Annotated in this window: 21 protein-coding genes; all 21 read right to left on the reverse strand. The window is 51.1% G+C overall.

The features are described 5' to 3' along the window. Positions 1–4: 4 nt before the first annotated feature. On the reverse strand, positions 5–2,068 hold the full coding sequence (gene fusA / locus BLQ36_RS07460; protein WP_074514992.1) for an elongation factor G: 2,064 nt from the start codon (positions 2,066–2,068) through the stop codon (positions 5–7). Between the two features lie 117 nt (positions 2,069–2,185). Further along, positions 2,186–2,683, reverse strand: a complete 498-nt coding sequence (locus BLQ36_RS07465; RefSeq protein ID WP_074514994.1) for a cob(I)yrinic acid a,c-diamide adenosyltransferase — start codon at positions 2,681–2,683, stop codon at positions 2,186–2,188. Positions 2,684–2,713: 30 nt separating this feature from the next. Next, positions 2,714–3,151 (reverse strand): nucleoside-diphosphate kinase, encoded by a 438-nt coding sequence (gene ndk, locus BLQ36_RS07470; RefSeq protein WP_074514995.1) that lies wholly within the window; start codon positions 3,149–3,151, stop codon positions 2,714–2,716. Between the two features lie 35 nt (positions 3,152–3,186). Next, a complete protein-coding gene (locus BLQ36_RS07475) occupies positions 3,187–3,705 on the reverse strand; it encodes a gamma carbonic anhydrase family protein (protein ID WP_074514997.1) in 519 nt (172 codons plus the stop codon). Between the two features lie 100 nt (positions 3,706–3,805). Further along, positions 3,806–5,047 carry an HD domain-containing protein gene (locus tag BLQ36_RS07480; RefSeq protein ID WP_074514998.1) on the reverse strand — a complete coding sequence of 414 codons (1,242 nt, stop codon included), beginning with the start codon at positions 5,045–5,047 and terminating at the stop codon, positions 3,806–3,808. A gap of 125 nt (positions 5,048–5,172) precedes the next feature. Beyond that, positions 5,173–6,111: a homoserine kinase gene (thrB, locus tag BLQ36_RS07485; protein WP_074515000.1), complete on the reverse strand. Its 939-nt coding sequence runs from the start codon at positions 6,109–6,111 to the stop codon at positions 5,173–5,175. A gap of 4 nt (positions 6,112–6,115) precedes the next feature. Continuing rightward, positions 6,116–7,414 carry a homoserine dehydrogenase gene (locus tag BLQ36_RS07490; protein ID WP_074515001.1) on the reverse strand — a complete coding sequence of 433 codons (1,299 nt, stop codon included), beginning with the start codon at positions 7,412–7,414 and terminating at the stop codon, positions 6,116–6,118. A gap of 23 nt (positions 7,415–7,437) precedes the next feature. Further along, a complete protein-coding gene (locus BLQ36_RS07495; RefSeq protein ID WP_033170805.1) occupies positions 7,438–7,884 on the reverse strand; it encodes an ACT domain-containing protein in 447 nt (148 codons plus the stop codon). 143 nt (positions 7,885–8,027) lie between these two features. Beyond that, positions 8,028–8,621 (reverse strand): glycerol-3-phosphate 1-O-acyltransferase PlsY, encoded by a 594-nt coding sequence (gene plsY / locus BLQ36_RS07500; protein WP_412582706.1) that lies wholly within the window; start codon positions 8,619–8,621, stop codon positions 8,028–8,030. After that, positions 8,621–9,952, reverse strand: a complete 1,332-nt coding sequence (der, locus tag BLQ36_RS07505; protein ID WP_074515003.1) for a ribosome biogenesis GTPase Der — start codon at positions 9,950–9,952, stop codon at positions 8,621–8,623. Before der ends, plsY begins: the two co-directional genes overlap by 1 nt. A 30-nt stretch (positions 9,953–9,982) precedes the next feature. Then, complete coding sequence (locus BLQ36_RS07510; RefSeq protein WP_074515004.1) at positions 9,983–11,377, reverse strand: DUF512 domain-containing protein; 1,395 nt, start codon at positions 11,375–11,377, stop codon at positions 9,983–9,985. A gap of 118 nt (positions 11,378–11,495) precedes the next feature. Then, positions 11,496–12,545, reverse strand: coding sequence for a 30S ribosomal protein S1 (rpsA, locus tag BLQ36_RS07515; RefSeq protein ID WP_231473892.1), 1,050 nt, complete (start codon positions 12,543–12,545; stop codon positions 11,496–11,498). Positions 12,546–12,547: 2 nt separating this feature from the next. Next, positions 12,548–13,375 (reverse strand): 4-hydroxy-3-methylbut-2-enyl diphosphate reductase, encoded by an 828-nt coding sequence (gene ispH / locus BLQ36_RS07520; protein WP_074515006.1) that lies wholly within the window; start codon positions 13,373–13,375, stop codon positions 12,548–12,550. 114 nt (positions 13,376–13,489) lie between these two features. Next, entirely contained in the window at positions 13,490–14,086 is a 597-nt protein-coding gene (locus BLQ36_RS07525; protein ID WP_074515008.1) for a lysophospholipid acyltransferase family protein, read from the reverse strand. A 9-nt stretch (positions 14,087–14,095) separates the two neighbouring features. Next, entirely contained in the window at positions 14,096–14,752 is a 657-nt protein-coding gene (gene cmk / locus BLQ36_RS07530) for a (d)CMP kinase (RefSeq protein WP_081342270.1), read from the reverse strand. Positions 14,753–14,784: 32 nt separating this feature from the next. Next, on the reverse strand, positions 14,785–16,083 hold the full coding sequence (gene aroA / locus BLQ36_RS07535) for a 3-phosphoshikimate 1-carboxyvinyltransferase (protein WP_074515011.1): 1,299 nt from the start codon (positions 16,081–16,083) through the stop codon (positions 14,785–14,787). A gap of 25 nt (positions 16,084–16,108) precedes the next feature. Continuing rightward, positions 16,109–17,353 carry an NAD(P)/FAD-dependent oxidoreductase gene (locus tag BLQ36_RS07540; protein ID WP_074515012.1) on the reverse strand — a complete coding sequence of 415 codons (1,245 nt, stop codon included), beginning with the start codon at positions 17,351–17,353 and terminating at the stop codon, positions 16,109–16,111. After that, positions 17,350–18,078 carry a pseudouridine synthase gene (locus BLQ36_RS07545; RefSeq protein WP_074515014.1) on the reverse strand — a complete coding sequence of 243 codons (729 nt, stop codon included), beginning with the start codon at positions 18,076–18,078 and terminating at the stop codon, positions 17,350–17,352. Before BLQ36_RS07545 ends, BLQ36_RS07540 begins: the two co-directional genes overlap by 4 nt. Then, positions 18,078–19,307: a D-alanyl-D-alanine carboxypeptidase family protein gene (locus tag BLQ36_RS07550; RefSeq protein WP_318260948.1), complete on the reverse strand. Its 1,230-nt coding sequence runs from the start codon at positions 19,305–19,307 to the stop codon at positions 18,078–18,080. Before BLQ36_RS07550 ends, BLQ36_RS07545 begins: the two co-directional genes overlap by 1 nt. A 93-nt stretch (positions 19,308–19,400) precedes the next feature. Next, positions 19,401–22,796 (reverse strand): DNA polymerase III subunit alpha, encoded by a 3,396-nt coding sequence (locus BLQ36_RS07555; protein ID WP_318260949.1) that lies wholly within the window; start codon positions 22,794–22,796, stop codon positions 19,401–19,403. A gap of 121 nt (positions 22,797–22,917) precedes the next feature. After that, a complete protein-coding gene (gene nudC / locus BLQ36_RS07560) occupies positions 22,918–23,751 on the reverse strand; it encodes an NAD(+) diphosphatase (protein ID WP_074515016.1) in 834 nt (277 codons plus the stop codon). Positions 23,752–23,754: the final 3 nt, after the last annotated feature.

The raw sequence follows: 23,754 nt of genomic DNA on the forward strand, positions 1-23,754 counted from the left end.
AATATTATCTTGCATTAGCCGCCTCGATGATGGCTTCTGCCGCCCGCTCCGGAACCGGTTCATAGCGGGCAAATTCCAGCTCATAGGACCCCCGGCCCTGGGTCAGGGAACGAAGTTCCGTGGCAAACTTATAAAGTTCCGCCTGGGGTATTAGCGCTTGAATTTCGCTCATATCCCGCTCTTTGCTGTCAACACCTAAGACATGGGCGCGTTTGCTGTTAAGCCGCCCCATGACATCTCCAAGATAATACTCAGGAGTAAGCACCTTGATGGTCTCAATGGGTTCTAGCAGAATCGGCGCTGCCTCCATGACGCCTTTTTTGATAGCGATAGCCGCCGCTGTCTTAAAGGCCGCTTCCGAAGAGTCAACAGGGTGATAGGAGCCGTCGTAAAGATTGACCTTTACATCCACCACCGGATAACCGGCCAACACCCCTTGGGCCAAAGTCTCCGCTGTCCCCTTCTCCACTGCGGGAATATACTGTTTTGGCACACTGCCGCCAAAAATCGTCTCGGAAAATTCGTTGCCGGTGCCAGCATCCCGAGGCCCAATTTCCAGCCAAACATCACCGAACTGACCATGACCACCGCTTTGTTTCTTGTGACGCCCTTGCACCTTGACAGTCTTGCGGATAGTCTCCCGATAGGGAATCCGCGGCTCCGCCAAATCCAGCTGCGCCCCAAATTTCCGCTCAAGCTTTTCTGCCAAAATCTCCAAATGTACCTCACCAATCCCCCGGACTATGGTCTCACCGGTTTCCTGATTTTTTTCCACCAGCAGCGTGGGATCCTCATCCTGCTGTTTTGCCAAGGCTCCAAAAACTTTATCCTCTTCGCCCTTCTTATGAGCCGAAGCAGCCATTTCCAGCATGGCTGTCGGATAAAGAATCCCTTCATACTGAATAGCGTCGTTCTTATCGCAAAGGGTGTCCCCAGTCTTTACTTGCTGCAGCTTCGTTGTTACCACGATGTCGCCAGCCGCCGCCACATTCAAATTATGCTGTTGTTTGCCCTGCAGCGTAAACAGCGTACCGATTCGCTCCTCCGTATCCTTATTCGGGTGATTGTAGGAAATATCCCCACGCATTTCACCGGAAAGAATGCGAATATAGCTCTGACGTCCCACAAAGGGGTCCACAATTGTCTTAAACACTTGAGCCGAAAAAGCATCTTCTGTATGACGCTCCTTGAGTTCGCCGCTCACGGGGTCCATGCCAATGGAGACCTTGAAATAAGGAGTTGGCATATACTCCACCAAATCGTTCATGAGCTTGCGCATGCCGATGTTCTGTTTTGCCGAACCGCAAAACACGGGAAAAATCTTGCCGGCTTGTATGCCTTCGATCAAAGCTGCCGCCGTTTCTACTTCGCTGATTTCCGTTCCTTCGATATATTTTTCCAGCAATTCATCGTTGAACTCGGAAATCGACTCAATCATCTTCTGACGGGCCTGCTCGACTTCCTCCTTCATATACTCTGGCACATCGTCTTTGACGACTTCCTTATCGTGGGTGACAATCTTCATATGCAGGGAGAGCAAGTCCACCACCCCCTGGAAGGCAGCTTCTTTGCCGATTGGCAGCTGTACAGGAACGACGCCATCGCCAAAGCGCACGCGAAGCTCTTCGACCACACCGTAAAAGTCAGCATGCTCCCGATCCATCTTATTAATAAAGAAAGCTCGGGGCAATTCGTTTTCCTCAGCATACCACCAGGCATTTTCCGTACCGGACTTGATGCCCGAGGAAGCCGATATCACAATCAAAGCGCTGTCGGCTGCCGCCATAGCGCCTTTAACATCACCAACAAAATCAGGATACCCCGGGGTATCGATGAAGTTCAGTTTGAAGTCACGCCATTCGCATGCGGCCAGTTTCAAATTAACCGTCATGCCGCGTTTGGTTTCTTCCGGCTCATAATCCAGCGCACTGGTGCCATCCTCGACATTGCCAAGGCGCTTAACGGCTTCTGCATCAAACAGGCAAGCATCTAATAAACTGGTCTTCCCCGTTTTTCCATGACCTACCACAGCAATGTTCCGGATATTGGCACTTTTATAGTTCTTCATCGATATTCCCTCCCATTATTTTGATATTATCAGTATTCTCCGACTTTTCTTCATTTTCCTGCTAAAATTTTCAGATTATGCAAAAAAAGGAGTCATCTCCTACGAGATGACTCCTCTTTATGCTTGTTCTTCAAAACGCATCAGCAAAAAGCAATAATCCGAGATACGGTTTAAATAGCGACGGTCGGATTCCGCAATGGCCGTTTCCTGGGCCAAGCGGCAGGCAGCGCGTTCTGCACGGCGGGCAATGGTTCGCGCCATATCCAACATAGCCCCAGCTTTGGTATCCCCGGGAATCAAAAAGCACTTCAACGGCGGCAGCTTTTCTTCTAGTTCCGCAATGGCTCCTTCAATTTCCGTCACCGTCTCAGCCGTGATATACGGCGCTTTGTTAAGGCTGGCAAAATCAGCCATCAAAAGGGAAAGCTGCTTTTGCAACGCTAAGATACGGTCTTTCACCTCAGCCTTAGTGGCAAAAGCCCTGGCCATCGAAAGGGCCGAACCGGCTTCGTCAATCGTGCCGTAAACCTCTACCCGCAGGCAGCTTTTTTCCACCCGTTCACCGGTATACAGGCTCGTTGTACCCTTATCCCCTGTCTTGGTCGTAACGCTCATGGTATCGCGCTCCTTAGGAAATACTTCGAATTACTCCATTGCCTCATACTGACCGTCTAAAATCTCGGTTTCATTAAAGAAAATATGAATTTCCCGATTCGCACTCTCCACCGAATCGGAAGCATGAACCGCATTGCGTCGGCCATTAGCCGCAAACTGTTTGCGGATGGTCCCTTCCTCTGCCTCAGCAGGATTCGTCTTGCCGTTGAGCTTTCTTACCTTCGCAATGACATCTTCACCCTCTAAAACCATGGCAATAATCGGTGCCGAAGTCATAAAGCCTACCAAATCGTTATAATAGGGACGGCCGATGTGCTCCTCATAGTGAATCGAAGCCAGCCGCTCATCCATTTTCAGAAGTTTCATGGCTACAATACGGAAGCCCTCCGCCTCGTAGCGCTTGATGATATCCCCGCTGTAGTGTTTAGTAAAGGCATCTGGTTTAATGAGTACGAGTGTTTTTTCCATTACTATAAAGTCCCCTTGTATCTTATTAAAATTACTCAAAGCAATTCTGCTTTGTAATTTTCTGCTACCAGCTGATAGTTCATGGCCGATTCATGAAGGGCCTGCAATTCATCCTCACGCAAGGAACGAATGATTTGAGCTGGATTGCCATAAACCAGTGAATTGGACGGAATTTTTTTATGCTGAGTCAAAATTGTCCCAGCTCCAATGATTACATTATCGCCAATCTCCGTATAGCCTAGGATTATGGACCCCATGCCAATCAGGCAATTGTTTCCAATTTTCCTGGCATGGATGATGGCGTTGTGCCCAATGATAACTTCATCGCCGATTTCCGTCGGTACGTCGGCCATAACGTGAATCGTCGCATTATCCTGAATGTCCGTATTCCGGCCAATCTTGATTGGTTGGAAGTCTCCACGCACCACGGTACTGAACCACAAGCTGGAACCCTCACCGATTTCAACATCACCGATTACGGCAGCCGTTGGTGCAATAAAGACGCTCGGATCGATTTTTGGGGCAACGGATTTATACGGAATAATGGTACTCATGAGAAATCCCCTCCTCAAGATTCAGACATCAACTATTTTGTGAACCAATTCTGATATCTTTGTTCTTAATTATAGCCTTTTTTTGACAATTCCGCAACAACTAATCGACAGAATCCGAACGAACCACGATACTTCGATAAATTTTTAGCTGCTCAGCGCGAATCCATTCCCCAATTTTCTTGCCAGTATAATTCGCCGGACAATCTCGGCCACTGACCTGCTTCATCTTTTCCACATAGGCCTCTCCCCGTTGCAGATAATCCGGTAAACTTTGATGGTCCGCCATAATCACCGCCCGAAATTCCGGCCAGGACAAATTTGACCGGTCAACCTTCAGCAACAAATCCACAATCTTCGCCTCTTTGCGAATTAGAGGTGCCCGCATGTGTTCGGCAATGACGAAGGCTCCGGCTTGCAACCAATCCTTTGGCAGCGTCATGCGCTTATTCCAGTCCGTTATCACCGCCAGGCCCCGTTCCTCGTGACCATAATGATGGGGCTCCATTTCCTTCGGTGTCGTGCCCTTTCCCAAATCATGAACCAAACCGGCAAACCGCGCCAGCACCGAATCGGTTTGCTCCGCCACTTTATCTACCACCAACATCGTATGCTCAAAGGCATCCCCCTCGGGATGAAAAGCCGTCGGCTGTGTTTTGCCAATCAGTGCAAAAAGCTCGGGAAAGGTAATCGCCAGCAGTCCGGCGCGATTTAAGCAGCGAAAAAATTGGGAGGGTTTCGGCGACAGCAAAGCCCGGCGCAATTCTCCTAGCAACCGCTCGGCTGGTTCTGCGGCCAGTTCTTCCCGGCAGGCTGCCATCAAGGAATAGGTCTCATCATCGATCGTATAGCCAAACTCTGCCGCCTGCCGAGCGGCGCGAAGTGCCCGGACCGGGTCTTCACAAAAATGCTTGGATATGGCCCGGATTATCCCCCGACGAATATCCTCTGCTCCACCATATAAGTCATGAATCTTCTTCTCGGGCAGTTCCATTGCCAGACTGTTAATGGTGGTATCCCGGCGGTACAAATCCTCTTCCAAAGTCACCGAAGAATCGTATTCCACAGAAAAGCCGCAGTATCCGCTGCCAATTTTTCGTTCTTTGCGGGCAAAAGCCACTTCCGATTTCTTGCCATCTATCGCCACCAAATAAACAGGAAAGGATTTACCGACTTTTTCCGCCATGGGAAAGAGTGCCGCAAATCGTTGCTCCTCAATTCCCACTACCAGATAATCTTTATCGTGGGCCTTCACGCCGCGAAGTTGGTCGCGCACCCAGCCCCCAACAATAAAGACCCGAGCCCCACTGTTTTTCAATGCCGCCACAAAATCTGCTTCTCTCATACCACCATGCCTCCTCATTCCTGTATTGTAACAGAAAGAGCGGCAAGAAAAAATAGCCGACTTCATCCTGCCATAGAAAAAACCCGCCAGCTCCCTTGGGAACCAGCAGGCTTTGTATCGAAAACTCATTCTTTATTTTCATTGACGATATGAGCCCCGCGATTGTCCAAATCCATAATCAAGATCCGAGACTCTACGCCGTGCTGCTTGAAAGCCAATTTCATGGCCTCCCCCACCGCCTCTTCACACTGGCGTTTCTCCAGCGTATAAGCGATAAGGCAGGGACCGGCACCGCTCAGATTAGCCCCCAGGGCACCAGCCTTACGGGCAGCCTGGAACACGTCATACATGCCGGGAATAAGCTCAGCGCGATAAGGCTGATGAAGGGCATCTTCAAACACATTGCGCAGGAATTTGTCATTTCCCTTGCAAAGGGCAGCCACCAGCATGGCAGCCCGGCCAATGTTGTTGACCGCATCCTTCATAGGAACCTTTTCGGGCAGAACGGCCCGGGCCTTCCGGGTGGAAAGCGGAAAATCCGGAACCGCCACCACCAGCTTCATGCGAAACTTCGGCATAAAAGTAAAGCATTCCACATTGCCCCGGGTCACCGTGCTAATGGTAAAGCCGCCGAAAATCGCCGGCGCCACATTATCGGGATGGCCCTCGATATCCGTGGCAAACTGCAACAGCTCTCGGCGATTAAATCGATTGCCAATCAACACATTGGCTGCCTTGAGGCCAGCTACAATGGCCGTGGCACTGCTGCCCAGTCCCCGGGAAAGGGGGACATGATTTTCCATGCGAATGACGGCACCGGGATATTCCTTATCCAGTTTTGCCTTGCGCAGCAGATACTGCACTGACCGCCAAACGATGTTGCGATTATCGCAGGGAATGTTTTGCGCCCCTTCCCCCTCGATGGTAATCGTAAGATTTGGCTCTTTCAACAGGGAAAGTTCCAAATCATTATAAACGGTACAAGCAAGGCCGATGGCATCAAAACCAGGGCCGCAGTTGGCACTGGTACCTGGCACCCGAATACGGACAGAACGGTTTGTCATATGGTTACCCCCGTTCTTTCTCAACGCGGATTACGTTGCGGATTTCATCTACTACCGACAATTTCTTCAGCGCATCCAACGCCTTCTGAATGCTGGCATGGCGGACAATGTGAGTAACTGCGACAATCTCCGCATGATCCACCACGTTGCGCTTGGTCTGGATGACGGACTTCAAGCTGACCTCGGCATCGCCAAAAGCCGTGGCAATCTGTCCCAAAACGCCAGGTTTATCATCCACCAGCAAGCGAACATAATACGAAGACTCCGTCTGCTCAATCGGACACATCGGCTTCTGTTCATAGCAAGTGCAGCCAATCCGTCCAAAGGCGTTGTTGACAATATCCCGCGACACGTCAATAATATCCGACACCACGGCAGAAGCCGTCGGCAGGGAACCTGCCCCCTGACCATAGAACATGGCCTCGCCGATGGCATTGCCCCGGACAAAAATCGCATTGAACACACCGTTAACTGCCGCTAACGGATGCTCCTTGGGCAGGAATACCGGATGAACGCGTACGTCGACGCCATGCTCCGGGGAATCCTTGCCAACGGCCAGCAGTTTTACCACATAGCCAAGGCTCTTGGCATAGTCGATATCATCCGGCGTTATCTTGGTGATGCCCTCAACGGAAACATCCTTGAGTTCCACCCGCGTGTTGAAGGCCAAGGAGGAAAGAATTGCCGCCTTGCGGGCAGCATCTAAACCATCCACATCCGCCGAAGGATTGGCCTCTGCATACCCCTTTTCTTGGGCTTCTTTTAGCACAGCGTCATAGTCGCAGCCCTCGTCTGTCATCTTCGTGAGCATATAGTTTGTGGTACCGTTGACGATGCCCATGATTTCCGTGACTTTATTGGCCGTCAGACATTGTTTCAGGGGTGTGATGATAGGAATGCCACCACCCACGCTGGCTTCAAACAAGAAGTCAACGCCGTGTTCTTCCGCTGCCGCAAACATGTCCTTGCCGAACTGAGCCACCACGTCCTTATTGGCCGTAACGACGCTTTTGCCATGCTCCATTGCCTGCAGCATGTACTCCCGGGCAGGATGCAGTCCGCCCATGAGTTCGACCACGATATCGATTTCTTCATCCTGCAGGATATCCTCGTAGTTATCCGTCAACTGATAGCCAGCAAGCTGCGGACGCTTCTTGGCAAGGTCACGGACTAAGACGGTTTTCAGCTGAATGGGCGCGCCGACGCGCTCGGTAATTTGCTCCCGATTCATCTCAAGTACTTGAACTACGCCGGAACCTACGGTACCGGACCCCAACAAACCTACACGAATCACTTTTGCCATATCGACGCACCTCCTTCCACTGATTAAGCCTGACCGAGAACTTCCAAACGTTTCACACCATCAACCATGCGAAGCTTGTCGAGAAGCGCTTCCAGGTCGACGCTGAGATTTGCCGTCTCAATCGAGACCGTTGCATTGGCAACCCCCTGCAAAGGAATGCCCTGATTGATGGTCATGATGCTGCCAGAATCCGAGGAAATCGTATTGAGCACGCTGGAAAGGACCCCCTTCTTATGCTCAAGCAGGAAGGTAAGCGTAACAATCTTATTCTGGCTTGCCTCATAGAACGGGAATACATAATCTTTATATTTATAGTAAGCGCTGCGGGAAAGCTCCATCTTTTCAACCGCTTCGTTGATGGTGCGAGCATCGCCACGCTTCAGCATTTCTTTGACTTTGATTGTCTTTTTGATTGCTTCCGGAAGGATCTCTTCACGAACGAGGAAGAACCCACTCTTCTGATTATTCATATATAGCGCCTCCAATGGATAATTTTCTACTGACAAAAGATAGTATACCACAAGTAGTGGACGAATAGCAACTTAATTTTTACAAATGTCCACTTCACCTGTAATATCCATTATTATTCTGCCTTTTTTTGTAACATTAATTGTCAACGATGTCCTGCCTTGATTTTACTTTCGGTTCCGCTGAGCAAACGTCCGATATTGGCATGATGGCGAATGATGATGAAGGCGGCCGCAAAAATGCCAAAGCCGATATACTCAACCGGGTAGCCAAACTGCCAGGCCAAAACCGGCACAAAAGCAGCGGCAATGATGGACCCTAAGGACACATAACCGCTGAGCTTAACTACGCCAAGCCAAACCAAAAATACCAGCAGCGCCGGAACCGGCATCATCATAACAATGACCCCCAGCCCTGTGGCCACCCCCTTCCCGCCTTTGAATTTCAGGAAAAGGGAACAGGAATGGCCAATGATAGCAAAGACGCCAGCCAATACACAGGCCAGAGCTGTATCGCCCAGCTTCATACCGATGTACACGCTGATGGCTCCCTTGAGGAAATCCAGCAGGAAAATCAAAAAGCCCGGCCCCTTGCCTAGCGTTCGCCAGGCATTGGTCGCACCGATATTGTGACTGCCATGCTCCCGCAGGTCAACATGCCAAAGCAACTTGCCAAAGACAAGCCCATTGGGAATCGAACCTAGGACATAGGCTAGAAAACAAGCTAATGCCATGTTCATCAATACTCATCCTCCTCATCCCGGGCGCGCACAATCAAGCGGATTGGCGTACCTTCGAAGCCGTACATCTCCCGCAGGCGGTTCTCGATGAAACGCAGATAGGAGAAATGCATGAGTTCTGGGTCGTTAACAAAAATGATGAACTTCGGTGGTTTGACATCTGCCTGGGTCATGAACAAAATCTTCAAACGGCGACCGCGGTGCATCGGCGGCGGATTGATGGATACCGCATCACGGATGAGCTCATTTAACACACTGGTCTTGATGCGCATGGACTGCTGCTCAGCAACGTATTTGACCAAATCCGTAACGCGGCCTACACGCTGACCGGTCAAAGCTGAAGCGTAAAGAACCGGCGCGTACTGCAAAAAGCCGATTTCATCACGCAAGTCCTCGGTAAAGCGAAGGGTTGACTTGTCATCCTTATCCGGATAGATATCCCATTTGTTGACCACAATGATGACGCCACGGCCAGACTCATGGGCATAGCCAGCAATTTTCTTATCCTGCTCCGTAATGCCTTCCGAGGCATCAATCATCATCAAGACTACATCGGCGCGGTCAATGGCTCGCAGGGAACGCATAACACTGTAGCGCTCCACCGGCTCATCAATCTTGCCACGGCGGCGCATGCCAGCCGTATCAATCAACATGAACTTCATGCCGTCTTTGACAAAGTGGGTGTCAATGGCATCACGGGTCGTGCCAGCCATATCACTGACAATGACGCGCTCCTCACCGAGGAGCTGATTGACAATAGAGGATTTCCCCACATTCGGCCGGCCAATTACGGCAATGCTAATTTCGTCCTCATCCTTGTCCTCGGCTTCGTGCTCCGGGAAAGCCGCTACCATAGCATCAAGCAAGTCACCTAAGTTCATAGCATTGGATGCCGACAGCGCAATGGGGTCGCCAAGGCCGAGATTGTAAAACTCATACGAGTTCATAACCAGCTGGGGGCTGTCAATCTTATTGACACCGAGAATAACCGGTTTCTTCGTGCTGCGCAGCATCTTGGCCACTTCTTCATCGGCGGTGGTAAGCCCCGCCCGGCCATCCACCAGGAACAAAATCACATCAGCTTCCTCCATGGCCAGCTGTGCCTGGCTCCGCATGGACTTTAAGATATGATTGCTTTCATCAAATTCGATACCACCGGTATCAATCATTGTGAATTCATGATTCAGCCATTCGGCATCCAGATAGATGCGGTCACGGGTAACTCCCGGCATGTCATCCACAATCGAAACGCGTTTTTTGCCAATCTGATTGAACAGCGTAGATTTTCCCACATTCGGGCGGCCAACGATAGCCACGATTGGTTTACTCATGATATTACCTTCTTTCTATATAAATTCTTATCAATATTGGATATTTTTCGTATAACCGGCATTGCTCTGCCAGGTGTAGGCAGTCTCGCCATTGCGATTCTTATGATATGTGTTCCAGCCAGTTAAAGCCCGACGGAAATCCTTGCCCCCCTGCACCGGTTCAATGCGAGCCTCGGGATAATGGGCTTGAAATTCTTCCAGCGTCACATCATCTAAGAAAATGTCTTCCCCGGAGCGCAGTGCCGACTCCGGAATAAGGATTCCGGTACGCTTGCCCGGCAGTTCATCCAAGGTCTTCATGATGTCCTTGGCCGTCAGCAGCCCCGATACATTGACGGTGTGGCCGAAATGGTCATTTTTCACCGGCACAATGCGGATGTGAAGGTTCTGCTTCTGCACCGAATCCGCTAGCTGCTTCAAAATTGGAGCCACAGAAGTTCCCGTCACCACATCCAGGTATACAGGCTCTTCATAGGAATCGTGGGAAGCCTCCGCTTTCTCCCAGTCGTTCAGGAAGCTTCGCGTGAGGCCAATACCGTTATCCAGCTGAGGAAAGCCATCATAAAAATCCGTTGGGGGAACTTCCCTGCCTGCCAGCAGGTAGAACTCATCTCCCAAATAGATAAAGGTCCGGCCCTCTTCCTGACGAATCTTAGCCTGCCATTTTTCCACCTCGTCGATAACCCGTGCAGCCCCCTCGGCATCAAACTGCTGCAACGGAAATGGGTCATCCCGGTATTTGGTAAGTCCCACGGGAACAATGGCCATGGACAAAGCATGAGGACGACGGGCCACAATGTCGCGAATCGTGCGCTCAAGCTCCGGCCCATCGTTGAGACCCGCGCATAAGACCACCTGGGTGTGGTAATCGCAACCTGCCTTTTCCAAATTGTCCAACTGCTCGGCAATTTTTGCCGCGCCTTTGCAGCGAAGCATTTGGGCCCGAAGCTCCGGATTCATGCACTGAACCGAAACATAAAGCGGCGACAAATGATACTGCTCAATCCGTTTGAAATCCCTAGGCCCCATATTGGTCATCGTCACGAAATTGCCATAAAGGAAGGATAGACGATAATCGTCATCCTTTATGGACAGACTGCTCCGCATATGAGGGGCAATCATATCCACAAAGCAAAAATAACAATGATTTGCGCAATTGCGGATACCATCAAATACAGCCGATTCGAACTCAACACCCAATTCTTCATCAAAATCCTTGTCAAAGGAAATCATTTCCTGCTGGCCATCGGCATGCTCGATAAGCATGTCGATTTCCTCATCGGCCATGGCAAAACTCAAATCAATGATATCCTTCAATTCCTGGTCATTGATGGCTATGATTTTGTCTCCTGGCACCAGTTCTAGTTCTTCAGCCAGGCTGCCCGGATACACCCGCAGGATTACACCGGCATGTTGCTTGCTCATTTCTCTTTCTCTTTCTTTCGATTCAGTTCGTTACATCTTTTCTTCCATCAAAAACAAAGGAGTGATGCTTGTATCATCACTCCTCTGAGTCATTATCCAGTTGATTTATTATCAGCTATTAGTCTTTAGCTTTCGTGATGGACAGGGAAATGCGTTTGCGTTTCATGTCGATGCGAAGAACTTTAACTTTAACTTCATCGCCAACATGAACAGCTTCATCAGCGCGCTCAATGCGTTTCTCAGCGAGCTCGCCCATCGGGATCAGGCCATCGAAGCCCGGCTCGATTTCCATGAAAGCACCGAAGTCCGTCAATTTGATGACTTTACCTTCGATGATGTCGCCCTCAGCGTATTTCTCAGCGTTGTCGAGCCACGGATCACGCATCGTGTCTTTAACGGACAAGGAGATGCGTTTTGCTTCCGTATCAACAGATTTAACATAAACGTCAAGCTCCTGGCCAACTTCGAGAACATCCGACGGATGTTTTACACGGTGCCAAGCGAGGTCGGAAATATGAGCCAGACCATCTACGCCACCGATATCGATGAAGGCACCATAGTCAACGATACGTTTAACCGTACCGCGAACCGTCGTACCAGCCTCGAGGGTGGAGAAGATTTCGCCCTCTTTCTCAGCGCGCTCAACTTCGAGAAGTGCACGGCGGGAAAGAACCAGACGCTGTTTGTGAACGTCAATCTCGATGATTTCGCACTCAACCGTCTGACCAACATAGACAGACAGGTCTTTTACGAAATGAAGCTCCATCTGGGAAGCCGGAATGAAGCCGCGGAGGCCGTTGACAGAAGCCACGAGGCCACCTTTAACAACCTGGTTGACCTGAGCCTGAACATGCTCGCCACGCTCTTTGATTGCTTCCATGTCTTTCCAAGCAACCATACGGTCAGCTTTTACCTTGGAGAGCATGCCGCCGTTGTCGCCACCAAGGGAAACAACATAAACGTCAATTTTGTCGCCAACCTTAACAACATCAGCTGCGGACTCCGGAGCTGGGTAAGCGAGTTCTCTCTTCGGAATAGCAATTTCCTGTTTGTAGCCAATATCAACATAGGCCTCATCGCGGGAAACCTGGATGACGGTACCTTCAACAACCGTACGCTCCTGGATATCCGGCATCGAGTTCTCTGCCTCTGCTAATAATTCTTCCATGTTCATCTGTTCTGACACTTTTTATATACCTCCTTGATAATCCAGTCAGGTGTCGAAGCACCCGCTGTAATACCAATTTTTTCAATTTTATCAAACCACTCGTCCTGCAGCTCTGCTGCTGTTTCGATATGGTAAGTAACACATTTTGTTGCACAAAGCTGTGCAAGACGTGATGTATTGGCACTGTTCTTGCCGCCAATAACCAGCATTCTATCAACCTTCGCAGCTAGTTCCATAGCTGCTGCTTGCCGCTGATCTGTCGCCGTACATATCGTCCGCAGGATTTTTACCTCCCGAGACTTTTCCAGCAGGTGCGTGACAATTTCCCGGAACTTCTCACCCGAAAAAGTCGTCTGGCACACGATGCCAAGCTTAGCACAATTCGGCAGCGCATCGGCTTCCTCAACAGTCTCGATGATTTTTGCCTCAGCGTTGGACCATTCAAAGATACTGCGTACTTCCGGATGCTCCTTCTCCCCGATGATGACCACACGGTAACCCTCATCCACCAGAGATTTGGCAGAAAGCTGCGCTTTCTTGACATGGGGACAGGTTGCATCGACTACCGTCAGCCCACGATTCTCGGCATCAGCGTAAACCTGAGGCCCAACTCCATGGGAACGGATGATGACTGTACCCTTTTCCATCTCATCCAAACTACTTACCGAGCCCACGCCTTCATTGCTGAGGCGTTCCACCATTTGCGGATTATGGATGATTGGACCTAATGTACAAGCGGTGCCGTCAGCGGAAGCATTTTCTCTGGCAATCGTTATTGCGCGTTTGACGCCATAACAGAAACCAAGATAATCTGCTAAAATGACTTCCATACATCAACCACCAATTATTAGTCATGCGAATTCGGTATATTTTATATTCTTTTTCGCAATCTAACATCTAGTTTAGCATAGATTATCATGACAAGCAAATTATTTTTCGCAAATTCAGCGATTTTTTTCTTTCATTTCCGCAATCTTATCCATAATCGACTGAGAAAAGGCTTCGAGCTGCTCCTTGTCCTTATGGTCCCCTGTAAACTTCATGGGTTCGCCATAAATGACTTTGAGTTTCGGGAAATAGCCGCCGTTGGCAAAAATACGGTCCGTGCCGATAATAGCCGCCGGCACCACCGGTGCCCCGGTCATGGATGCGATCAGCCCAACGCCGGCCTCAGCTTTGCGCATCTTTCCTGTGCGACTGCGGGTTCCCTCCGGAAAAAGGCCCAGGCAACGGCCCTGTTTAAGGACCTGCATGGCCGCCTTGATTGCCCCGCGGTCAGCAGCCCCTCGCTTGACGGGAAAGGCATGACAGGCGGTAATTGCCCGGCCAAAAATCGGATTTTTAAAGAGCTCAATCTTAGCCATATAACTTACCGGCCGGGAAAGGAAGGTTGCCACAAAGGGCGGGTCCCAATTGCTCATGTGGTTAGCCGCTAAAATGACTGCCCCTTCCTTCGGCATGTTCTCACGGCCGATAATCTCAGCCCGAAAGAAAATTTTAAATAGGAGGCCAAAAATAATCTGAAGCAATCCGTAAAGCATCGAATCACCTCACTGACACATGGACAGGATACGGGAAACCACTTCGTCAATGGAAAGACCCGTCGTATCGAGAAGCGTTGCATCTTCAGCCTGTACCAGCGGCGAAATTTCACGCTCGCTGTCGGCCTTATCCCGGGCAGCAATATCCTGCTGAAGTTTTTCCAGGGTGATGTCGTAGCCCTTTTCCTTCATTTCCTTCCACCGGCGCATAGCCCGCTCCTCGATGGAAGCCGTCAGGAAAATTTTCACATCTGCATTGGGCAGCACGTTGGTGGCAATATCGCGGCCATCCATGAGAACGGAACCGCGCTCTGCCATCTTGCGCTGGAGGTCAACCATCTTAACCCGCACCGGCCCCAGTGCTGCCACCTGGGAAACAATGCCGCTGACTTCCGGCGTGCGGATAGCCGCACTGACATCCGTGCCGTCAACGGTAACCTTCGTCTTGCCATCAGCATACTGGAGATTCACATCGACGTCCTTGACCACCTCAAGAATCAATTCGTCGGTAATCTCTTTGCCCTGCTGCAGCGTTTTCCAGGCAACGGCACGGTACATAGCGCCCGTATCGATATAGGTGTAGCCGAGTTTCTTGGCCGCCAGCTGAGCAACGGTACTCTTGCCGGCACCTGCCGGTCCATCAATGGCAACAACTAATTTCTTCAAAATCTTTTCCTCCTAAATGGGTAATTTATTGGTTAGCGTAAGCTGTCCAAGGTCTGATAAAACGTGGGATAGGAAATGTTGACGCATTCCGGATTTTCAATGGTGACACCATCACCAGCCGCGCCAAGGATTGCTAGCGACATGGCAATGCGATGGTCATCGTAAGAGAAAGCCTGTGCCTTTTGTATCGGCCGTCCCCCATGAATGACTAGGCCATCTTCCGTACCTTCTACAGCGCCCGGGGCCAATTTGTTGAACTGGTCGGTAATGGCTTGCAAACGGTCCGTTTCCTTGACGCGAAGTTCACCGGCACCAGTGATGACCGTATCGCCTTCGGCAAAGAGAGCCGCTACGGCAATAACCGGAATCTCATCGATAAGCCGCGGCATGATGTCCGCACCAAACTCCGTGCCATGCAGCTTGCTATAGCGAACGCGAATATCTGCCGCTGCTTCGCCACCGCTGGTACGCTCATTAATTAGCTCAATATCTGCCCCCATATCCTTGAGTACATCGAGGATACCCGTGCGAGTCTCATTGACCCCTACATTGCGAAGCAGCAAATCACTGCCCGGAACAATGCAGCCTGCCACCAGCCAGTAAGCGGCCGAACTGATATCACCAGGGACTTCGATTTCCTTCGGTGCCTTAAATTCTGCTACCGGATGAATGGTCACCGCCGTGCCATTTTTCTCCGTATGCACCCCAAAGGCTTCCAGCATGCGTTCCGTGTGATCACGGGAAGTGAAGGGCTCTACCACCGTGGTATCGCCTTCGGCATACATGCCAGCCAAAAGGATTGCCGATTTGACCTGAGCACTGGCCACCGGGCTGTTATAGGTCATGCCCTTTAACTTTTTCTCTTGCGGAACGATGGTAATGGGCAGCTTCTGATTTGCCTGACGGCCGTAGATTTTTGCCCCCATCTGAGACAGTGGCGCAATGACGCGGCCCATGGGGCGCTTATGCAGCGAAGCATCGCCGGTGAAAGTCGTAAGGAATGGCTGGGGTGCCAAAATTCCCATCATCAGTCGAAGGGTTGTACCGGAATTTCCCGCATCGATAATCGTCTGGGGCTCCTTCAGTCCACGAAGGCCATTGCCCGTAACGATGAGTTCTGTGTCGCTTTTAAATTCCACCTTAGCCCCCAAAGCTTCCATGCAAGCTGCCGTGGACATGCAGTCCTGGGCATGCAGGAAATTCGTGATGTGGACCGGCGTACTGCCCAGGGCCGAAAACATGACACTACGATGCGAAATCGACTTATCCCCTGGGATTTGTACTTCCCCCTTCAGGCCGGCTGCTGCTTTTGCTATCGTTTTGGTATCCATAAAGCCACTCCTATCTTGTCCTTATTCAATCATTCCAGACGCTCCAGTTGCCGGCAGCCGCCCCCATGGAAAATGCTGCCTGGAGATTGTAACCGCCAGTATAGCCATCCACATCGACGACTTCCCCAGCAAAATACAAGCCTGGGACGAGTTTTGATTCCATTGTCTTCGGATTGATTTCCTTCACCGAAACGCCCCCTACGGTGACAATTGCCTCAGCCAGGGGACGGGTATCCGTAATAACCAGCGTCAAATCCTGAAGCGTCTCCACCAAACGATGGCGTTCTTCCACCGTAATTTGATGAACCGGCTTGTCCGGTGCCAAAAAAGCACTGTCGAGAACCGGCCCGATGAGTTTATGAGGCAACAAATCCACCAAGGCATTGGCCAGCTGCTTGCGCTGGTATTTCTCAAAATCGCGCTGGATACGAGCGTCCAGTTTTTCTTCGCTGAGTGCCGGCTTCAAATTGATGGATAGTTCCACAAAAGAATCCCCTTCCGCCAGATATTCCGAAGCCGTCCGACTCATGGACAAAATAATGGGCCCGGTCACACCGTAATGGGTAAACATCATCTCACCAAACATCTCCGCGACTTTTTCGCCATCCACCCGCAGGGTACCGCGAACATTGCGCAGGGAAAGCCCCTGAACCTCCCTAACCCAATCGTCTTCGGCCACCAACGGTACCAGCGATGGACGAACAGGCGCAATAGTATGTCCTAAGGCCTCAGCCATGGCATAGCCGTCCCCAGTCGAACCTGTCCCCGGATAGGAGGCACCACCAACGCAGAGTATCACCGCTTCAGCCTTGTAGATAGCACCGGTCTTGGTGCGGACGCCAGCTATTTTTCCATCCTGGGTCAGGATGTCTTTTACTGCAGTGTCCGTCTCAATGGTCACCCCTAATTCGTGAAGGCGTTCCACCATGGCATCTACCACATCCTGAGCCTTATCGCTGACGGGGAAAACACGGTTGCCACGTTCCACTTTGGTGGGCACGCCCTGCCCCTCGAAGAAGTAGATGACATCCTGATTGTCAAAGGCGCGCATCGAGCTGTTGAGGAACCGTCCATTTCCATGGATATTGCGGATGATTTCGGGCACATCGGCTGCATTGGTGAGGTTGCAGCGCCCCTTGCCCGTAATCATCATTTTACGACCGGGCTTTTTCATTTTCTCAAGGATTACCACTTCCGCACCGTTTTCGGCCGCCTTGATGGCGGCCATCATTCCGGCGGGCCCGGCACCTACTACCACGATTTGTTTCATTCTTTCAATCCTGCCAATCTATACAATGCGGAAAGCTCTTTTGCCGTAAGCTCCCGATGTTTTCCACGGCCAACTCCCTCTAAAGTAAGCCCGGCAAACTTTATGCGTTTCAAGGCCTTCACATCGGAACCAATGGCCGCAAACATGCGGCGGACCTGCCGGTTGCGGCCCTCGTGGATGGAGATTTCCACCCGGCTCTGTCCCCCCCCCTGTTCTAACAGGCGAATCCTGGCGGGCGCCGTCATGCCATCCTCCAACCGGATTCCCTGGCGCAGACGATCCAACTTTAGCTCATCCGGTTCCCCAGCAATGCGGGCCACATAGGTCTTCTCCACCTCGTATTTGGGATGAAGCAGCCCATTCATCAAGGCACCGTCATTGGTGAGGATAAGCAGACCCTCGGTATTGTTATCCAACCTTCCCACCGGATAAATGCGCTCTTTGACCTCCGGCAGCAAGTCTAATACCGTCGAGCGGCCCCGCTCATCCTTAGCGGTAGAAATATAGCCCTTGGGCTTATTGAGCAGAAAATAGACATGGCGCTGCCGCGAGGCGATTTTTTTGCCATCCACGCGGATATCTGCCTGGGCAAGGTCAACCTTTACGCCAAGTTCCGTTACGACCTTGCCATTTACCTTAACCCTGCCCTCTTGTATCATTTTTTCCGCCGCCCGCCGGGAAGCTATCCCAGCCTGACTGATAACCTTCTGCAAGCGTTCCTGCATCAGAACAATCCTTTCATCAACTTCGTAATCCAGCCCGTGAAATCCGACCAAAAGGTGTGATAGGCCACATCCTGAGATGCCAACAAGTCCACCCGATCCACGACAATGCCGTCCGCATAACAGATGGCCTTGCCGACAACATCGCCCTTTTTGATGGGGGCACTAATTTCATCCGGCACTTCGATTTTCTTTTCGAGCTTGGGATTTTCATCCTGTAATATCCCAATTACCGAATCCCGAGCAGCCACCAGGGTCATCTCATCAATGCGGGCATCGGCCACCTTTGTCTTGGCCACCTCTTCCCCTGCTTTGCAGAAGGAGCTGGGCCGGGTATGCGCAAAGCCGTAATCCAGCATGGCATAGGCATCCGTCCACATCACTGGGTCATCGAGGACAACGGCAATCAATTGAACGCCATCCCGTTTTGCCGCCGAAACCACACAGCGTCCAGCCCGCTCGGTATAGCCGGTCTTTACACCATTGCCACCCCGATACTGCCAAAGCAGTTTATTCTCACTGGTAATATGCTTAGACGGGTCGCGGAGCCAATTATAGTCCGCATCCTGAACGCTTACAATGGACTCAAATTCTGGCAGGGAATAGCCATAAGCCGTAATCCGTGCCAAGTCGTGGGCCGTAGTATAGTGATTGTCATCCGGCAAACCATGGGCATTGACAAAATTTGTCCCCACTGCACCAATTTCCCGGGCTTTATCCGTCATCATCTTGGCAAAAGCCGGCACAGAACCGGCAATATGCTCAGCCACCGCCACCGTTGCATCATTTCCCGACTGCATCATCATGCCTGTCAGAAGTTCCCGTAGGGGCATCTTATCGCCTTTTTCCAAATATAACGACGAACCCTCCAGCCCTACAGCATTGGCCCCAACCGTTACCATATCGTCAAGATTTCCCTTTTCCAGCGCAATAATCAGCGTCATGATTTTGGTGGTGCTGGCCGGAAAACGGCGCTCGTCTTTATTGCGGGCATAAAGGATATTTCCCGTCTTCGCCTCAATCAGGATGGCTGAGCGCGCCATAAGGTTCGGCATCGCATCGTTGGGTAACACCTGGATTCCCAAATCCTTCGCAGTGGGCTTCACCACTTTGGCCGCTGGATGCATCACCGGATTGGCCGGCTGGGCAATTGCCAGCTGCATCGGCGTTCCGAGAAATACTCCTGCGCCTACCAAACAAACTGCAACTCTCCTCTGAATTGCCTTATTCAAAAAAATACACTCCATTCCCTAGGGGACTCTCCTCCCCTATGATACATACATCTTATTGTAACATTTGCCTTTTCCCTTGGCAAATCAAAGGTCTTAGCGCTTTTTGACCGCTTTATCTCCCAAAAGTTTCTTAAGCTCAGTCAACACTTCTTCGCTGTCATCTACCCAGAAGGAGTCTCCTAATTTCTGCCAACGGCCCTGATGGATATAAACCGGCAGCTGCCCATGATGGGCCGCCAGAATCTCCTTGAGTTTCTCTTTGGTATCCGCCGCCGTTTCCCCTTCGGGAAGCTGCAGATAATATTCGGGCTGATAGTCGCGAAGGGACCAGATTTTATCCGCCAAAATCTTGACTCCATCGTCAGCAATGTCAGCCTTGCCCTGAATGACCACGGCCATATCCGGCACCAACAGATTGACATTTTCGTAGAAAGTCCGGGGGAATACGGTGATTTCCATGCGCTCGGTATAATCCTCCAGCGTGGCAAAACACATGGTATCCCCCTTCTTGGTAGTAATGCGTTTAAGCTCCGTCAGCATGCCGCCCACCCGGACCACCTGCTTATCCTTCACAATTCCTGTCGAAAGGGTGGCAATTTCTGGCAGGTTTGCCAATTTGCGGCGGAACTGGTCCAAGGGATGGCCGGTGATGTAAAACCCCGTCGTATCCTTTTCCCACTCCAGGCGTTCTGCCTCGGAAATCTCCTCAATATTCGGCAGCTTGAGTTCGCCAGCTTCTCCCATGGTCTCTTCGCTGAACAGTCCTAGTTGTCCATTTAACGCATCCTTTTGCTGACGTTGGGCTTCACCTACGGCCTGCTCCAACACAGCCAGCAGCTGGCTGCGTTTAGCCCCGGAGGTATCAAAGGCCCCGCATTTAATGAGGCTTTCGATGACGCGCTTATTCACCTTGCCCATATCCACCCGGCTGCAAAAGTCCACCAGCGACTTGAAAGGGCCGTCCTGTTGGCGGGCCTGAGTGATATCCTGAATCGCCGCTTCGCCCACATTGCGCACCGCCGCCAAGCCAAAGCGCACCGCCTCGCCATCAACGCTGAAATTCGCCGAGCTGGCATTGATATCCGGCGGCAGAATCTTTATCCCCATACGGCGGCATAACTCGATATAGGTAGGAACCTTCTGGGTATCCATGATGCTCGTAAGCATGGCCGCCATAAACTCCGAGGGATAATGGGCTTTGAGGTAGGCTGTCTGCCAAGCCACTAAAGCATAAGCGGCACTATGGGATTTATTGAACCCGTAATCGGCAAAATGGGTCAACAAATCAAAAATCCGATTGGCAAGACCCGGTTCAATGTTGTTCTTGGCACAGCCCGACAGGAAATTTGTCTTCTGAGCCATCAGGATTTCGTGTTTCTTCTTTCCCATAGCACGGCGCAAAAGGTCAGCTTGTCCTAAGGTGAAGCCTGCCAGCACCTGAACGATTTGCATAACCTGCTCCTGGTAGAGCACCACGCCAAAGGTCTCCTTTAAAATTGGCTCCAACAGTGGATGCATGTATTGAACTTCCTTGCGGCCATGACGTCCGCCGATAAAGTCCTCCACCATGCCACTGCCCAGGGGCCCCGGACGATACAGGGCCACCGTCGGAATGAGGTCGGTAAAGCCTCGGGGAGCCAAATCCTTGACCAGCTGGGTCATGCCCGATGACTCCATCTGGAACACCGCACCGGTCCGCCCCTCGCAGAGCATCTTGGCCGTTGCTTCATCCTCCAAGGGAATCTTGTTGATATCGATGGTTTCCCCACGGGTCTTTTGGATATTGGCCAAGGTATCGCTGATAACCGTCAAAGTGCGAAGGCCCAAAAAGTCCATCTTTAAGAGCCCGAGTTCTTCCACATGATCCTTGTCAAACTCCGTCACCAGCGTCCCATCGGAAACCGAAACGGGCAGATAATCCGTCAGCGGATTCCGGGCGATAACAACACCAGCAGCATGGGTGGAGGAATGACGCGGCAGCCCCTCCACCTTGCGGGCAAGATCGATGAGCCGCTTAACCTCAGGGATGGTGTCATACATGGACTTAAACTCTTTGGACTCTTTTAAGGCCTTGTCCAAGGTCATCTTGAGCTCATTGGGTATGAGCTTAGCAATATCGGCCACCTGGGCATATGGCATATTGAGCACCCGGCCCACATCGCGAACAGCACCTTTAGCCGCCATGGTACCAAAGGTGACAATCTGGGCCACATGGTCATAGCCATAACGCTCCTTGACGTAGTCGATGACCTCTTCGCGCCGAATATAGCAAAAATCAATATCGATATCCGGCATAGTCACGCGCTCCGGGTTCAAGAAGCGCTCAAAGAGCAAATCGTATTTGAGCGGGTCCAGGTTGGTGATACCCAAGAGATAGGCGACAATACTTCCTGCCGCCGAGCCACGCCCCGGACCTACGGAAATCCCCACTTCCCGGGAATGATTGATAAAGTCCCAAACAATTAAAAAATAGCTGTCATACCCCATCCGATGGATGATGCCCAGCTCGTAGTCTAAACGCTCCTTGACTTTGGGCGAAGCATCGGGATAATGGGACGGCATCGCCTGCTCACAAAGGGCCCGCAAATAGGCTTCATCGTCGGCATAGGGGGCCGGAATCGGATAATACGGCAGCTGGATATGACCAAACTCAAAATCCACCTGGCAGCGCTCCGCTATCTTTTGCGTATTGGAAATAGCCTCGGGATAATCGGGAAATAAATTGGCCATTTCCGTTGGAGACTTCAAATAATAGTCATCGCTGTTAAACCGCATACGGTCCGGGTCATCAATGGTCTTGCCCATCTGGATGCAGAGCAGCACGTCATGAAACTCGCTGTCTTCCCGTTTGACATAATGGCAGTCGTTGGTGGCCACCAGGCCCACATCGTACTTTCGGGCTAATTCAATCAAACCGGCATTGGCTTTGCGCTCCTCAGGCAGCCCGTGATTCTGAATTTCCAAAAAGAAATTATCCCGGCCAAAGATATCCAAATACTCCTGAACCAGCGCCTCGGCCTTTTCCTTGTTGTCCTGAATGAGCGCCCGGGGAATTTCACCGGCAATGCAGGCGGACAGGCAGATAATACCCTCGTGATACTGGCGCAAAAGTTCCTTATCGATGCGCGGTTTATAGTACATGCCCTCGATATTAGCCAACGACACGAGCTGTACGAGGTTTTTATAGCCCGTCTGATTCTCCGCCAGCAAAATCTGGTGATAATATTTAACGCCGCCAACTTCCTGCCGTTCCTTACGGCTGGTGGGCGCTACATAGACCTCACAGCCGATAATCGGCTTTATCCCCTGCTTTTTGCATTCTTTATAGAAATCAATGACACCGAACATGACGCCATGGTCGGTGATAGCCAGGGAATCCATGCCCAGCTCTTTCGTCGTGGCAACCAATTCCTTGATGCGGCTGGCACCGTCTAACAGGCTGAATTCTGTATGTGTATGAAGGTGGCAAAACGGAATCTTGCTGACCATCTATCTATCCCCTTCTCGCAATAAAATGTTTTCGTTCCTATCGTGCTTATTAGTATAACACAAAATGAGCATAGCCGTATCGGCCCATGCTCATTTTAAACAAGATGAAATTTTACACGCCTTAGTTAATCTTTCCCTCTTTGAAAGCCATCATCATCGCATGGGTCAGACTGAAATCATCAGCCTGGCCTTCGATATCCTCGCGTTTTACCCAAACACCCTCTTTGAGTTCATCTTCTTCGAGACGAATCGTCGTATCCCCATCCACTTCGCAGAAAAACCCCGTCAGAATATCCAAAGCACTGCCCCAGGGCTGGGACTTATAGTAGCGGATGTTCTTAACCTTGAGCCCCACTTCTTCCATGACTTCCCGGGCCACACATTCCTCCAGGGTCTCACCGATTTCCGTAAAACCAGCTACCAAAGCATAGAAAGACATCTTGCGGTTGGCGTACTTCGTCAACAAGATGCGGTCGCCGTCAATGACGCCGACAATCACAGCGGGAATCAGCCGGGGATAAATCACATTGCCGCAGTCAGGGCACACCAGCGCCCGCTCCACCTCGGAATGCTCCGTCTCATGGCCACAGCGGCCGCAAAAGCGGTTATCCCGATACCACATGGCCAGGTGATAAGCCGTATACACCGCATACATCAAATGACGCGGCCCCTTGTATTGGTAGCGAATATCGCGCAAGGTCTCATAGCGATAGCCTTCGGCCTTTATCTCCTCCCCAGCAAACACCAGATAATAATCCTGTTCATCCAAGGAAAAAAGGTACTGACAGGCAAAATCGCCAGCTATCTCCTTACGCTTAGGAAACTGCAGCTGATACTCCGCCCCACCGGCTAGAATCGCCTTATCCTTGATACAAATAAGCACATCATCGGGCTGACATACTTTGTCCGCCTGATACTGATTGTATAACTTGTGCGGTCTTATATCCTGAATCATGAA

This window comes from Selenomonas sp. WCT3 (genome assembly GCA_900100835.1).
Taxonomy (GTDB): domain Bacteria; phylum Bacillota; class Negativicutes; order Selenomonadales; family Selenomonadaceae; genus Selenomonas_A; species Selenomonas_A ruminantium_E.

Bases quoted from the DNA above. Each gene is read 5' to 3' on its own strand.
- rpsA (WP_231473892.1), bottom strand. From the start codon at position 12,545: ATGGAAGAATTATTAGCAGAGGCAGAGAACTCGATGCCGGATATCCAG.
- BLQ36_RS07465 (WP_074514994.1), bottom strand. From the start codon at position 2,683: ATGAGCGTTACGACCAAGACAGGGGATAAGGGTACAACGAGCCTGTAT.
- BLQ36_RS07525 (WP_074515008.1), bottom strand. From the start codon at position 14,086: ATGCTTTACGGATTGCTTCAGATTATTTTTGGCCTCCTATTTAAAATT.
- plsY (WP_412582706.1), bottom strand. From the start codon at position 8,621: ATGAACATGGCATTAGCTTGTTTTCTAGCCTATGTCCTAGGTTCGATT.
- aroA (WP_074515011.1), bottom strand. From the start codon at position 16,083: ATGGATACCAAAACGATAGCAAAAGCAGCAGCCGGCCTGAAGGGGGAA.
- thrB (WP_074515000.1), bottom strand. From the start codon at position 6,111: ATGACAAACCGTTCTGTCCGTATTCGGGTGCCAGGTACCAGTGCCAAC.
- BLQ36_RS07490 (WP_074515001.1), bottom strand. From the start codon at position 7,414: ATGGCAAAAGTGATTCGTGTAGGTTTGTTGGGGTCCGGTACCGTAGGT.
- BLQ36_RS07555 (WP_318260949.1), bottom strand. From the start codon at position 22,796: ATGGTCAGCAAGATTCCGTTTTGCCACCTTCATACACATACAGAATTC.
- der (WP_074515003.1), bottom strand. From the start codon at position 9,952: ATGAGTAAACCAATCGTGGCTATCGTTGGCCGCCCGAATGTGGGAAAA.
- ndk (WP_074514995.1), bottom strand. From the start codon at position 3,151: ATGGAAAAAACACTCGTACTCATTAAACCAGATGCCTTTACTAAACAC.
- BLQ36_RS07475 (WP_074514997.1), bottom strand. From the start codon at position 3,705: ATGAGTACCATTATTCCGTATAAATCCGTTGCCCCAAAAATCGATCCG.
- nudC (WP_074515016.1), bottom strand. From the start codon at position 23,751: ATGATTCAGGATATAAGACCGCACAAGTTATACAATCAGTATCAGGCG.
- BLQ36_RS07510 (WP_074515004.1), bottom strand. From the start codon at position 11,377: ATGAGCAAGCAACATGCCGGTGTAATCCTGCGGGTGTATCCGGGCAGC.
- BLQ36_RS07540 (WP_074515012.1), bottom strand. From the start codon at position 17,353: ATGAAACAAATCGTGGTAGTAGGTGCCGGGCCCGCCGGAATGATGGCC.
- BLQ36_RS07495 (WP_033170805.1), bottom strand. From the start codon at position 7,884: ATGAATAATCAGAAGAGTGGGTTCTTCCTCGTTCGTGAAGAGATCCTT.
- fusA (WP_074514992.1), bottom strand. From the start codon at position 2,068: ATGAAGAACTATAAAAGTGCCAATATCCGGAACATTGCTGTGGTAGGT.
- BLQ36_RS07545 (WP_074515014.1), bottom strand. From the start codon at position 18,078: ATGCAGGAACGCTTGCAGAAGGTTATCAGTCAGGCTGGGATAGCTTCC.
- ispH (WP_074515006.1), bottom strand. From the start codon at position 13,375: ATGGAAGTCATTTTAGCAGATTATCTTGGTTTCTGTTATGGCGTCAAA.
- BLQ36_RS07480 (WP_074514998.1), bottom strand. From the start codon at position 5,047: ATGAGAGAAGCAGATTTTGTGGCGGCATTGAAAAACAGTGGGGCTCGG.